At 36.9% G+C, this 13,507-nt stretch carries 13 protein-coding genes; 6 read left to right on the top strand and 7 right to left on the bottom strand.

What is annotated here, in order from left to right:
• Nucleotides 1-170: 170 nt before the first annotated feature.
• Nucleotides 171-980: a hypothetical protein gene (locus tag I6F41_RS10280; protein ID WP_197108322.1), complete on the bottom strand. Its 810-nt coding sequence runs from the start codon at nucleotides 978-980 to the stop codon at nucleotides 171-173.
• 199 nt (nucleotides 981-1,179) lie between these two features.
• Nucleotides 1,180-1,653, bottom strand: coding sequence for a hypothetical protein (locus I6F41_RS10285; protein ID WP_197108324.1), 474 nt, complete (start codon nucleotides 1,651-1,653; stop codon nucleotides 1,180-1,182).
• Nucleotides 1,654-1,913: 260 nt separating this feature from the next.
• Between I6F41_RS10285 and nirK the strand changes: the two genes are divergently transcribed.
• From nirK to I6F41_RS10300, 3 genes are read left to right on the top strand one after another with little or no spacing between them, the layout of a single operon-like run.
• The gene (nirK, locus tag I6F41_RS10290) at nucleotides 1,914-3,317 is read left to right on the top strand and encodes a copper-containing nitrite reductase (protein WP_197108326.1); all 1,404 of its coding nucleotides are present in this window, start codon (nucleotides 1,914-1,916) and stop codon (nucleotides 3,315-3,317) included.
• A gap of 1 nt (nucleotide 3,318) precedes the next feature.
• Nucleotides 3,319-4,077 (top strand): formylglycine-generating enzyme family protein, encoded by a 759-nt coding sequence (locus I6F41_RS10295; protein ID WP_182683332.1) that lies wholly within the window; start codon nucleotides 3,319-3,321, stop codon nucleotides 4,075-4,077.
• A gap of 3 nt (nucleotides 4,078-4,080) precedes the next feature.
• Nucleotides 4,081-4,668, top strand: a complete 588-nt coding sequence (locus I6F41_RS10300) for an SCO family protein (RefSeq protein ID WP_011328155.1) — start codon at nucleotides 4,081-4,083, stop codon at nucleotides 4,666-4,668.
• A gap of 414 nt (nucleotides 4,669-5,082) precedes the next feature.
• Here the strand turns inward: I6F41_RS10300 and I6F41_RS10305 are convergent, their stop codons facing one another.
• The 3 genes from I6F41_RS10305 to I6F41_RS10315 all read right to left on the bottom strand — a co-directional run bounded on the left by I6F41_RS10305 (nucleotide 5,083) and on the right by I6F41_RS10315 (nucleotide 7,229).
• A complete protein-coding gene (locus I6F41_RS10305; protein WP_197108328.1) occupies nucleotides 5,083-6,081 on the bottom strand; it encodes a transposase in 999 nt (332 codons plus the stop codon).
• Between the two features lie 145 nt (nucleotides 6,082-6,226).
• Nucleotides 6,227-6,577, bottom strand: a complete 351-nt coding sequence (locus I6F41_RS10310; protein ID WP_011328153.1) for a hypothetical protein — start codon at nucleotides 6,575-6,577, stop codon at nucleotides 6,227-6,229.
• A gap of 337 nt (nucleotides 6,578-6,914) precedes the next feature.
• Nucleotides 6,915-7,229, bottom strand: a complete 315-nt coding sequence (locus tag I6F41_RS10315; protein ID WP_182676717.1) for a DUF6693 family protein — start codon at nucleotides 7,227-7,229, stop codon at nucleotides 6,915-6,917.
• 520 nt (nucleotides 7,230-7,749) lie between these two features.
• On the opposite strand from I6F41_RS10315, the gene I6F41_RS10320 reads away from it, so the two are divergent.
• Nucleotides 7,750-8,724 carry a DUF1852 domain-containing protein gene (locus tag I6F41_RS10320; RefSeq protein ID WP_011328151.1) on the top strand — a complete coding sequence of 325 codons (975 nt, stop codon included), beginning with the start codon at nucleotides 7,750-7,752 and terminating at the stop codon, nucleotides 8,722-8,724.
• 70 nt (nucleotides 8,725-8,794) lie between these two features.
• The gene (locus I6F41_RS10325) at nucleotides 8,795-9,844 is read left to right on the top strand and encodes a methionine synthase (RefSeq protein ID WP_011328150.1); all 1,050 of its coding nucleotides are present in this window, start codon (nucleotides 8,795-8,797) and stop codon (nucleotides 9,842-9,844) included.
• A 127-nt stretch (nucleotides 9,845-9,971) separates the two neighbouring features.
• Here I6F41_RS10325 and I6F41_RS10330 read toward each other — a convergent pair whose 3' ends face one another.
• Entirely contained in the window at nucleotides 9,972-10,802 is an 831-nt protein-coding gene (locus tag I6F41_RS10330; protein ID WP_197108330.1) for a sulfite exporter TauE/SafE family protein, read from the bottom strand.
• Between the two features lie 271 nt (nucleotides 10,803-11,073).
• On the opposite strand from I6F41_RS10330, the gene I6F41_RS10335 reads away from it, so the two are divergent.
• A complete protein-coding gene (locus tag I6F41_RS10335; RefSeq protein ID WP_182676721.1) occupies nucleotides 11,074-11,958 on the top strand; it encodes a LysR family transcriptional regulator in 885 nt (294 codons plus the stop codon).
• 271 nt (nucleotides 11,959-12,229) lie between these two features.
• On the opposite strand, the gene I6F41_RS10340 is transcribed toward I6F41_RS10335, so the two are convergent.
• A complete protein-coding gene (locus I6F41_RS10340) occupies nucleotides 12,230-13,363 on the bottom strand; it encodes a GGDEF domain-containing protein (protein ID WP_197108332.1) in 1,134 nt (377 codons plus the stop codon).
• Nucleotides 13,364-13,507: the final 144 nt, after the last annotated feature.

Below are 13,507 nucleotides of genomic sequence, written 5' to 3' on the forward strand. Positions count from 1 at the left end.
TATTGCAAGTAAATTCAACGCAGTTAGCGCTGAAAACAGCTGCTTGAGATAAGTTTATTATCCGGAGCTCAGGTTACTTAAGAAGTTTAGCGCGTTTAAAACTTTTACAGTGTTTAAAGTAAGCTTTTAATGATCTAGCACAATGACTATTTAACTTATATTTATCGGCGCTATCTGTATTGATAACTTAAACCAAGACCCGCCCAAAATACATCTTGTAATAATTCATCGTCGGCATAGCGGTTTGAATCTTTATTAATAGCAAAACTATAGTTGCTATATGCGTATAACTGCATGTTTTTTATTACTGAGTAAGATAAATTGGTACTAAATTGCACATGATTAGCACCATTATGCCCATCGGCCACATACCCTGTATTAAAGCCAACACTGGTTTTAAAATCAAGCTGTAATACGGGCGTTAATTGATAATGTTTATTTAGCGCAACATCTAAAAAAGCACCTTGTGCATCAAATGAATAATATAAACTACTTATAAGCTGAACCTGCTGTGCAAAAGAGTAAATAAGCTCAAGGCTAACCTCATTATCGTAAGCGTTACTGCTTTCTTCGCGCGAGGCAATTGCACTATACCCACTTAATAGCTCAAGGTTTTTTGATAATACCGTTGCGTATATTATATTTAAATTCACTTCTGAATAATCGGTATTAATGCCTTTAGCAAACCAAGGAATAATTATGAAATTTTCATAATTTAGCTCTGTAGATACTGAGGTAATCCCTTTATTTGCTAAGTTATCACGCCCTTCAGTAACATAGCGGTTTTCCCAGTAGGAATGAATGTGCCAGTCGTAGCTGTTATTAGGTTCAATGTTAGTTAACGTCTCAACTTTTATATGACCCGCCGCATCTGCTGAAACATTTTGCACAGCACTATACTCTTGCGTAGTTTGCGCTAAAGCAAGGGAACTAAAACAGGCACTAAACGCAAATAAAAAACCGACAATACATAACTTCATTAATAACCTAAATTTTCATAGTAGTATTTAGCTCAGTTACTGAGCTAAAAAGGTCGGCTATACTACTACTCGAATAGGTAAATGAGCAATAAATTTTGTTAACTTTATTAGTTAAATAAAATCACTGCAACTAAGGCTCGCTGCAGTGTTAAAAATACGGGATATAAGGTAGGTAATTTAAAGTTTTATGAAGGCGTTACTAAACCTCTTCGCATTCCCAGCTTGGCTTTTCAAATTTAAACACTGCTAATCCTAAAACCGCTATCATTATTGCAAAAGCTAACCAAGATGATAAAAACTGTGCTGCAAAAAACCAACCCACTGCAGCGGCAATAACACTAATAACAAGCTGAGCCATAAGCGGAACTTTACCTTTGGTACCGTAAGTAAGTTTATAAGCTTTAACTAATTCATCAGCCACAAAAAACTCACAAAGTGTCACGTTTTTAGTTAAACCGTGGGCTTTTAGCCTAATTTTGGCCGGGTTGCCATTTATTTCAAACTGATGAGTAGAGCTAAACTTAAAGTTTTGTGCTTCGCTAACTATCTCACCGTTAACTTTTACAACTTCTTTTCCCGATACGGGCGAGCAGTAATAAGTAACTTCTACGTCATCACTGTAAAACTTAAAATGCATTCCACTTTTGGCCGAAACCTCTACTTTATTTGTCATCATCATCATCCTTATTGATATAAATTTAATTATATAGTTTCCAAAAAAAGTTAACAGCATGCTTACAACAATAAATCGTAAACTCACTCATAAAAAGCTATACCTCAATAAAAACAAACAATAGATTTAAAATCAAACTCGTTAACATTGCTGATCAGTACTAAACTTTTGCTCATCGGCAGTTAATTGATCTGTATCAAGTCATTTTTGCACTTAAGCGCAATACTAAGTTAATCGTCATTTATAATGGAAAATATAAAATGAAAATACAACCTAATAAGCACACCCTATGGCTCCCTCTAATAGCTATTTTATTTAGTGGTAACCTACTTGCTGCCAGTAATTTAAAAACTGAACAAGCAATACTAACCCCCCCTCCTATGGTGCCGCCCGCCATTAATAGAGATCACAGTGCAAAAGTAGTTATCAACCTAGAAACAAGAGAACAAGTAGGGCGAATTGCCGATGGCGTTGAATATGTATTTTGGTCATTTGGTGAAACCGTACCAGGGAGTTTTATTCGAGTTAGAGAAGGTGATGAAATTGAGTTTAACCTCTCAAATCACCCTAGCTCAAAAATGCCGCACAATATTGACTTACATGCGGTAACAGGCCCAGGTGGTGGCGCGGAATCGTCATTTACGGCCCCAGGACACACTTCAACATTTAATTTTAAAGCACTTAATCCTGGGCTTTATATTTATCATTGCGCCACGGCTCCTGTTGGTATGCACATAGCCAATGGCATGTATGGCTTAATTTTAGTTGAACCAAAAGAAGGCCTTGCGCCCGTAGACCGAGAGTATTATTTAGTACAAGGGGATTTTTATACTAAAGGTGAATTTGGTGAAGCTGGCTTGCAACCTTTTGATATGGCAAAAGCAATAGATGAAGACGCCGACTACGTAGTATTTAATGGCTCAGTAGGCAGTACCACAGATGAAAACTCTTTAACCGCTAAAGTAGGTGAAACAGTTCGATTATATATTGGTAATGGTGGCCCTAACTTGGTTTCTTCTTTTCATGTAATAGGCGAAATTTTTGATACCGTTTATGTAGAAGGCGGCAGTTTAAAAAATCACAACGTACAAACCACATTGATCCCCGCTGGCGGCGCTGCCATTGTGGAATTTAAACTAGAAGTACCGGGCACCTTTATTTTGGTCGATCATTCTATTTTTAGAGCATTTAACAAAGGTGCACTCGCAATGCTAAAAGTAGAAGGTCCTGACGACCATTCTATTTTTACAGGCAAAACAGCTGAAAACGTATATTTACCAGAAGGTTCAGCAATACAGTCGTTAGACAATACTTTTACTAAAATAACAGCCAACAATAAAGATGAACAAATACGTTTCGGCCAACGTGTTTATGAAGCTAACTGTATGGCTTGCCATCAAGCTAATGGCGAAGGTATTCCCGGAGCATTCCCGCCTTTAGCAAAGTCTGATTATTTGAACAACAACCCACTTTTAGGTGTTAATGCGATTATTAAAGGCTTATCGGGTCCGATTAAAGTTAATAACGTTAACTACAACGGCGTAATGCCAGCAATGAACCTAAATGACGAAGATATTGCCAATGTTATTACCTTTGTACTAAATAACTGGGATAACGCCGGCGGAAAAGTCTCTGCTGAACAAGTTGCTAAGCAGCGCAAGTAACATGATTTTTTCTTTATTAACGATGACACTGACACTGGCAGAGCCTCCTAAAATGGTAGCGCTGCCCGCGGGTAACTACAGGCCGCTTTATATGAATAAAAACAGCCCACAAACATTTGTGGGCGCTTTTAGCATAGATGTTACGCCTGTGACTAACGCGCAATATTTAACGTTTGTAATAAATAACCCTCGTTGGCAGTCACAGCAAATACCTAGCATATTTGCGGAGGCTCAATATTTACAACATTGGCAACAAAATCTAACTCCAAAGCAGCCGTCTCAAGGGCAATTAAACAGCCCTGTAGTTAACGTCTCGTGGTTTGCAGCCCAAGCTTATTGCCATTCACTTAATAAAAGCTTACCCACCGTTGCTCAGTGGGAACGTGTTGCCAGTGCCAGTGCAACCCAGCCCAATGGCAGCCTAGAGAAAAGCTATAACCAACGTATTTTACAATGGTATAGCCGCCCTAGTAGCAAACAGCTCCCCGAGGTTGGTACTAACCCAGCAAACTATTGGGGAGCACAAGACTTACACGGCTTAATTTGGGAATGGACAGAGGATTTTAACTCCGCTTTGGTCAGCGGCGAGTCCCGTGGTGATAGTGATATAAATCAAAAATTATTTTGCGCCGCAGGAGCACAAGGCGCTGCTGATCCCAGTGATTATGCCGCATTTATGCGCTTTGGCTTTCGATCTAGTTTGCAGGCCAAATATACTTTACCCAATTTAGGGTTTCGCTGTGCGAAATCAAAGGAATAAAAAATGATAAAATATAACCCAGCTATTATTTCTAATAATATAACACTCAAAATATTAGGGCTGATATGCATGCTTGCCAGCTCATACGCTTACTCGCAAAATATACCACAAAACTCTGTTTATCAGCTTAACAGTACATGGTTAGATCAAGACGCTAATAAACGTACTTTAAGTAGCTTTAGCGGTAAAAAACAAGTCATAAGCCTTATTTATACACACTGCTTACATACCTGCCCTACTATTGTTTCTACCATGCAAGCCATTGAAAATAAGCTGAGTGAGACTGAAAAACAAGACGTAGGTTTTATTTTAGTCTCGTTAACGCCCGACACAGATACACCTGCAGTACTAAAAGAATTTGCACAAAGCCGAAAATTAAATTTACAAAACTGGAGTTTATTAACCGGCACACCACAAGACGTTCGTAGTTTAGCCATGGTATTAAATATAAAGTTTCAAAACATAGACAACAATGAAGTTAATCACTCCAACTTAATGACAGGTTTAGACGAGCAAGGACGTATTAAGTTTCAAGAACTTGGAGTAATAAATAACGCAGCAATAGCCGCTGAAAAGCTAGCAAATTTTTAAAGCACGCTACCCTTAACTAAGCTATACAATGAATAAACACTCGCACAAAAGCAGAGTGTTTATTTAATTTCAAAAATTTTATATGGGACAGGCATTTAATTTTTATTAAAAAGCAAATGCGCAGTTTATTTATTATTTACTCCAGTGTATGGCTTTCATTGAATTACAACAGTTAAAGTTTATTCGATTTTAGGGAGATTTTAACGAGAGTTAGAGGCTTACACTTCATATGATGGATATTTGCTAACTTAAGCTGACACAGAGCTATGAACGACCTCAAATCATTGTTGTTTTATTGTTTTAATTAATCACACCAACTGCTTACTTCCGCCAAAACAATAAGAGTAAATTTTACTGGTTAGAACAAAAAAACAGCGGATGCTCGTATTTATTTTGCATAAAATAACTTACAGATTAACCAACACCTTTGTACCACTTAGCTTGGTTCTGCGCAGCTAAATTCATTAACCTTACTTTACTCCCTGCAAAGTTTGCATATTGCCTACGAAAATGCTGAATTGCGTTTAGCCACTCACCCTCTTCTATATTTAATTTGGCTAATATATTGGGTACATTTTTACTTACTTCCCGTTGTTTATTGCAAGTAAAATAACGACTACTCCAACTTACTAACTCTAAATAGTCTATTAATCTAAATGGGATCGTGTCTGGTTCTGCATTACTACCCAATTTAAGTAATTGCATTGGCTGGCTTTTGTGCTCAAAAAGCTCTGATTTTTGTGCAGGTTGTTTACTATTTTTTGGCGTGTTTTTATATTTATGTTTACGCTCTTGAATTGATGTGAAATCACTGTTTTCAAGTTCTGTAGCTATTTTCGCTCTAATTGGATTCAAATCAACATACGCCATGCAACTTAAAATGGCCTTATCATCTAATAGTGCTTGGGATTTATAACGCCCTTCCCAGTATTTTCCTGTGCAGTTATCTTCTTTATTTGCTTGCCTGGCAATATATTCATTAAGATTTTTCATATACCAGCTAATATCATAAAGTCGTGCTCGCCATGTTGCTATAATTTCACTAAAAATATATAAGCTAGCCTCATTTAATTTCTCGCCATTTAAAAAGCGTTCAACCAAAGAGTCTCCTTGTTTATATAACTTATACCAACGCCTTATAACCTCTTCAACAGACCAATCAAGCGCTTTGTTTTTATTTACTTTAACCACAACATGATAATGATTACTCATAATAGCGTAAGCAGCTATATCAATGGCAAATACATCGCTCAGTAATTTCATCCGCTTAACAAGCCACTCCCTACGGTGGTCAAAGTTTTTGCCTGAGTATTTATCATCGCCACACAAAAAAGCACGGCGAACACAACGCGCAATTAGGTGGTAATAAGGTGTTGCTGATAAATCTATGAGTGATTTTCTGGCACGGGTCATGTTTAGCACTCTGTTTTTACATGTATATATAAACAGTAGTTCAAAGCGAGGGAATTACCATTTTTTATGCCTGTCCACTATTATATTTAAAGTTTAAATGATTTTTATGCCTGTCCCTTATTCGAAGAGGAGATAGTAATAAGCCTTATGTTTCTGCCAAAATATCGCCATCAACAAGGTGAACATTGGTGGTGTAATAAGCTTGGCTGTATTCTATATTTAACGAAAAATACACGCTTTGTTTAAGGTGTTTTTTTATAGATGCCTCTAGCTCAGTACTTAATGCTAATGTAAATTCTTTATTTCGGTGAGGCTTAGTTAATAACGATATTGTAATGAGAATATGCGAGTACTTATATTCTAAGCATGGGTAAGCTCTTGACTTACATACCCCAGCACTGGCGTCTTTGTTATTTATAATCTGCTCTATAACATCAAAAACTTCTTTTGTGTTTATTTTTAAGTTATCTGAATATTTTATTTCTACGTGTGGCATAAATATATGTTCCTGAGCGTATAACGCTTGGTTAATAATAAATCACTGCGTTTGAGTGCAACAATCAACAGTAACTTACCTAATGAGTTTATTCCGCTTGAGCCTGTAATACAGCGTGCTGTATATCTACATAGCATTATTTAAAATTAAACTTTGTTTATAAAACTTCTCTTTTTAAGCATTATGAGGTGCTTACTTATTATCGGGTTAGCTCCTTTATTCGTTTTATGGTATTTACCCTCAACTTTTTTACTTAAAACAAAAAAGCATAACCCTATTAAAGTTATGTTTTTTAATTTAGTTTGTTTAATAAACGAATGCGCCGTATAAAGGCTAATTACTCAATAGTTGTATTATTTAAAGAGTAGTTCCACACCTTATAAAAATAAAAGGCATAACCAAGGCCAAGGGTAAGTATTGAAATTATAATCCAAAGAATTACATGGCCAATGCTGCCAAAAATATCTGTATTACAAACCATTTTTCTTGCATTACCGTGTTCGTCAATTAACTCAGAGCGATTCAAAATAAACTTAGAAAACGAATAAGGAAAAAAGAACGCGCCTATACCAAACGTTATTAGTATTAAAATAAACCACAGTATTAAATGCCCTAAAATATCTATAGTTCCTACATTTGCTTGAATCTTCATATTTAATCCTTGATATGATTTTACTTAACGAGTGTTAAAACCTACTCGCTTTAATTTATTGTTATTACTAAATAAACCATAGCCGAGTTCCTATTTCAGTTCAATTATTTACATAAAACAAAAAGAAGTTTATTTACTTATAAGCAGCTACTACATACTTTTGCTTAGCTTTATTAGATTAAATAAACATTATTTCACTTAACTTATTCCTCCTCAAAAATGCACCTCACAAACCTACAGCCACGCTAATAAACGCAGCAAAACTAGCGATAAAAGAAATCAATGAGCATTACTCATGTATAAATGAAATTAAATCAATTTTATTCATAATAATAACAACGTATAAAATACATTCTTGCTTTTACCTTTAGCCGCACTGCACTTGGTTGCAATTAAGCCTTTAGGTAAAAATAAAAAATACTGTGGTGACTACTGACAGGGAAATCTGAAGATATTACCGAAAACCTCAGAAGTTAAACAAAAAATTCAGCTTTAATTATATAAATGGATACCAAAAATCATGAAAAAAGACTTTAAATTTACTATTAAGAGCACTTCTCTTGATGAAAGTTATCAGCCATCTAACGATACGCGCCTTACAACCAACTTTGCTAACTTGGCAAGAGGAAAATACCGCCAAGCTAATTTGCGCAACGCGTTAAAAATGATTGATAACCGCTTTAATGCTTTAGCGAATTGGGATAACGCTAAAGGAGATCGTTACTCTGTCGAACTCGAGATTATTTCTGTAGATTTAGATATTAAAGGCAGTGGTAATACTTTTCCATCAATAGAAATATTAAAAACAATTATTGTTGATCATAAAACTAATAAACGCATTGAAGGCATTGTAGGTAATAACTTTTCCTCTTATGTGCGCGATTATGACTTTAGCGTATTGCTGCAAAATCATAATAAAAATCAACCTAAATTTAGTATCCCAGATAACTTTGGTGAGCTGCACGGCAAGCTGTTTCAGCATTTTGTTAACTCAAGTACTTACAGACTAAATTTTAATAAACTACCTGTAATATGTATTAGTGTTTCTGATAACAAAACGTATCATCAAACTCAAAACCAGCACCCTATTTTAGGCGTTGAATACCTGCCAAATGAGTCATCTTTAACCGAGCAATATTTCAAAAAAATGGGCTTGCAGGTACGTTATTTTATGCCACCAAACAGTGTAGCGCCTTTAGCATTTTTCTTTTTTGGTGACTTACTTAATGATTACACTAACCTTGAACTTATAAGCACTATTTGTACCATGGAAACATTTCAGAAAATCTATCGACCTGAAATTTACAATGCAAATGCACCTGCAGGAAAGTCTTATCAACCAAATTTGAACAACCAAGATCATTCATTAACGCAAATTGTTTATGATCGAGAAGAGCGTAGCCAAATGGCCAGCCAGCAGGGAAAATTTACCGAAGAGCACCTAATTAAGCCATACCAAACTGTGCTTGAACAATTCTCTGCCAATTACGTTTAAAAGCGGCGCTTAACAGTTTCGCTCAATAGCTAGGTTCAATTATAACTTTAAATATACGGCACTATTTATCATGAAAACACTTATTAGCAATACACTATTACCTACGTCAACTGCGGGCAGTTTGCCTAAACCGGTTTGGCTTGCACAACCACAAACACTTTGGTCGCCTTGGAAGTTACAAGACGATGAACTAATTGAAGGTAAGCAAGACGCCCTTCGCTTGTCATTACACGATCAGCAACAAGCAGGCATTGATATTGTCAGTGATGGCGAGCAAACCAGGCAACACTTTGTTACCACCTTTATTGAGCACCTCAACGGTGTTGATTTTGAAAAGCGTAAAACCGTTAAAATTCGCGATAGGTACGATGCAAGTGTACCAACGGTTGTTGGCCCTGTTAGTCGACAAAAGCCGGTTTTTGTTGAAGATGCTAAATTTTTACGCCAGCAAACTAACCAGCCAATAAAATGGGCTTTGCCAGGCCCAATGACAATGATAGATACCCTTTATGACGATCATTATAAAAGTCGCGAAAAACTTGCGTGGGAATTTGCCATAATTCTTAATCAAGAGGCCAAAGAGTTAGAAGCTGCAGGGGTAAATATTATCCAATTTGATGAACCAGCATTTAATGTATTTTTTGATGAAGTTAATGACTGGGGTATTGCCTGTTTAGAGCGCGCAATTGAAGGACTAAAATGCGAAACCGCGGTGCATATTTGCTACGGCTACGGCATTAAAGCCAATACTGATTGGAAAAAAACATTAGGCTCAGAATGGCGCCAATACGAAGAAGCGTTTCCTAAGTTACAGCAATCGAATATAGATATTATTTCGCTAGAATGTCATAACTCTCATGTACCAATGGAGCTACTTGAACTTATTCGCGGCAAAAAAGTGATGGTAGGCGCTATTGATGTAGCAACCGACACCATAGAAACACCCGAAGAAGTTGCTAATACCCTGCGCGAAGCGCTTAAATATGTTGATGCCGACAAGCTCTACCCTTGTACCAACTGTGGTATGGCTCCTTTAGCGCGTAATGTAGCAAACGCTAAGTTAAATGCCTTAAGTGCAGGAGCAGAAATAATTCGCAAAGAACTAGCTAACAAAAGTTAGCCCAACAAATAAACCTATATAATCCAACTAATATAAGCACTTCAATATAGTTATGTAAAAGAATGCCCGCCATAGAGCTCCTATGCCGGGCATTCTTTTTTAAACAAACAATAACTAAATTAAAAACCTATAAAAACACTTGCCCTAACATGCGTAAACCAGTAATTAATAGTACACAAGCAAATATCTTTTTCAGTTTACTTGCATCTAGTTTTGCAGCTAACGACGCGCCTACAGGCGCAAACAGTACGGTTAGCGGTACAATACATGCAAAGCCAAATAAGTTAACCAAACCAAACGTACCCGCTGGCGCATCAATTGGCGTACTGCCCAATATCAACATAGTTAGCGCACCAGGCAATGAAATAATTAACCCAATTGCTGCAGCTGTACCAACGGCCTTATGAGCAGGATAGTTATATAAAGTAAGTAATGGCACCGAAATAGTGCCGCCACCAATTCCCACCATAGAGCTTAAAAAGCCAATAAATGCGCCCATAACACTTTGCCCTACTGTACCTGGCAGTTTTTGATACAACGCCGACTTGCCCGTTCTAAACAGCATATTAAGTGCAGATAACAGCGCTATTGCCCCAAACAATATCGTAAGCAACTTGCCATCAACCCGAGTAACTAACCAGCTACCCAGCAATACACCTATAAGAATAAATGCAGCCCAACGTTTTAAAAGGTTAAAGTCTACATTGCCTTTTTTATTGTGAGACCTAATTGAACTAATAGATGTAGGCACTATGGTTGCCAAAGACGTGGCTGTTGCAATTAACATTGCAGATTCGGGCGATACCCCAAAGCTCTGAAACAAAAAAAACAACACAGGCACAATTACAATTCCACCGCCCACACCGAGTAAGCCTGCTAAAATACCAGCAAATACGCCTGTGGCTACCAGTGCCAACAAAGTAGATATATTACTTGTTATAAATTCAATGATATTCATTAATTATTACTTCTATTTTTAATCACAACAAAGACCTTTCAGTCAATTTACGAGGTAATTACAGCCCCTGCTTTTAGGTTTTTAAATAAAACAATTACGTTAGCATGCTCTACAAACTCAGCTCTCGCTAAGTTTAATATAACGTATTGTTATAATTAGTTATTCCCACCTTAATAGTAAATAAACTTGTTTGCTTGATAAAATGATATAATTTCATCAACCAATGAATATCAGTCATCATTAAAGCTAAATTATAGATAGGAGTTAACTTGTGCTGGAAAGGATCCACTTAGAAATACTAACCGCCATAAAAGAACATGGAACCCTAACTAAGGCAGCAAATTCGTTGTACTTATCGCAATCGGCACTAAGTCACAGTATTAAAAAACTAGAAGGCCAAGTTGGTACGCCAATATGGAAAAAAGACGGTCGAAATTTGCGCCTTACAGCGGCTGGCGAGCATATTCAAACACTGGCAAACAGAGTATTACCGCAGTTTGTACACACTGAGTTATTACTAAATCAAATTGCTAAAGGTGAACTAGGCTCGCTACGTATTGGCATGGAGTGCCATCCTTGTTACCAATGGTTGCTTAGAGTAATTGAGCCCTATTTAGAGCACTGGCCAGACATAGACATTGACGTAAAGCAGGAGTTTCAGTTTGGCGCCTTAGGTGCATTACTAAGCTACGAAATTGACGTACTAATAACTCCCGATCCACTCTTTAAACCTAAAATAAGCTACATACCTGTGTTTAACTACGAACACAGACTCGTAGTTGCTAAATCCCATAAACTTGCAACACAAGAGTTTGTATTACCCGAGCAGCTAAGCGAAGAAGTATTGTTTAGTTACCCTGTAGAGCCGCTAAGGCTTGATATTTTTAGCCAGTTTCTTAATCCAGCAAAGTGCTCAGTAAAAAAACACAAAACCATTGAAACAACCGAAATCATGCTACAAATGGTCGCTGCGGGTCGCGGCATTTGTGCTTTACCAGGCTGGCTAATAGACGAGTATTCTAAAACTATGCCTATCAAAAGCCTAAGGTTTGGAGAGCAAGGTATTAACAAACAAATATTTGTAGGTATTCGTAACAACGAGCAGCATATAGACTACTTAAATGACTTTATTGCCCAAGCTAAAAAAACAACATAACCATAACCCATAACCAAATTAAATGCACAGTGTGGGCTCATTGGCGCGCTATCCTACCCGCATGTTTAGTACAAACCCAGCTGTGCAGGCTGGGGTTTTGTAAATAGCTGATTGAATTCAGCACAGTGCCTTTTGAGTAACAAAGGCAAAGGCAAAAGTAAACCACATAACAGCATTATTAGCTTACTTGCATTTAAATAGATAAGGAACGTATTTAGGTTTAGAAAAGGACAGGCAAATATTTTATGCCTGTCCTTTTATTTTTCATTTATTAAGAGTGAATACAGTAGCGATTTCGTCCTGCAGATTTTGCTTGATAGAGCGCGTGGTCAGCTTTATCAATAAGCTCTCTGAGTATTAAGTTATCCGCTGGGGCGACTATTGCCATACCCAAACTAATGGTCACAAAAGGACTCACTGTAGAATACTTGTGTTCAATTTCAAGAGCCTCGACAATGCTAACCAGCTTTTTCGCCATTTTTTCGGCCTCAGCTTCACTAGTATTTGTTAACATCACAATAAACTCTTCTCCACCATACCTAGCAATAAGATCTGAGTTCTTTAGTAGCGCGTTTTTCACCCCTTTTGCTACTTGTTCGATCACATTATCTCCCTGTAAATGGCCATAGTTATCGTTATATAACTTAAAGAAATCAATATCTATCATCACAATGGCTACTTTTTGCTTTAATTCCACAGCTTTTTCAAAAAAACGATTACTTTCTTCTTCAAAATGCCGACGATTCGATAGTTTTGTCAAACTATCTGTATTACTAAGTTCTTGAAGCCGACTCGCCAAACGTTTATTTTCAATAACACTTTTCAAGCTATCAATAATAGTTTTGTTAATGTTTTTGTACAGTGACAAGATATTAATCCCAAAAAATATGTACATTAATGCCATAAAAAATAATGTATCTCCCATATCATTAAACATAAATGTAAAAATTATTATTGGAACAATAAAGCAGGAGAAAAATGCATAAAAAGATTGTTTATGAACCGTAAGCGTAATAAAACCAGAGGCCATTAAAACAACAACGAAAGCTGCAAAAAGCAACATCCACTGCTCAGAAAGATGATAAAACGAATAGACGTAGAAAGTAGACCAAAGCAGTCCATTTAATGCAGCAGCGATCAGGGCATTACGATTAACCGCGTTGATTTGGCTTGCAATTTTATAATCATCCTGCACTTTAATCTTCAAGTAAACTGAGTACCGAAAAGTGAGAAAAGCCAGAAAAATGACCAGCCAAAATATCGGTATAATTGAAGAGTCGTGATACATCAACACGCCAAACCAGCCAGTGGCAACCACAGCCTGCAGCGGAGTCGTTGTGCGCATTTGTTGGTAAAACAGTCGATTTTGATCGACACTTAATTTAGTTTCTTCATTAATGCTCATATATATCTTAACCGCTATTAAATAAATCTACGGTAATAGGTCACAACTTAATAGTGACAGCTCTACCCCTAGGTCCATAAAACATCATAGGATACCGCAATAGCGTCTAGTTATATTTGCTAAACTGCGCATGCCCTTTTGATG

The sequence above is a fragment of the Pseudoalteromonas sp. SCQQ13 genome, from assembly GCF_015864415.1.
In the GTDB taxonomy this organism is placed as follows: Bacteria; Pseudomonadota; Gammaproteobacteria; order Enterobacterales; family Alteromonadaceae; genus Pseudoalteromonas; species Pseudoalteromonas nigrifaciens.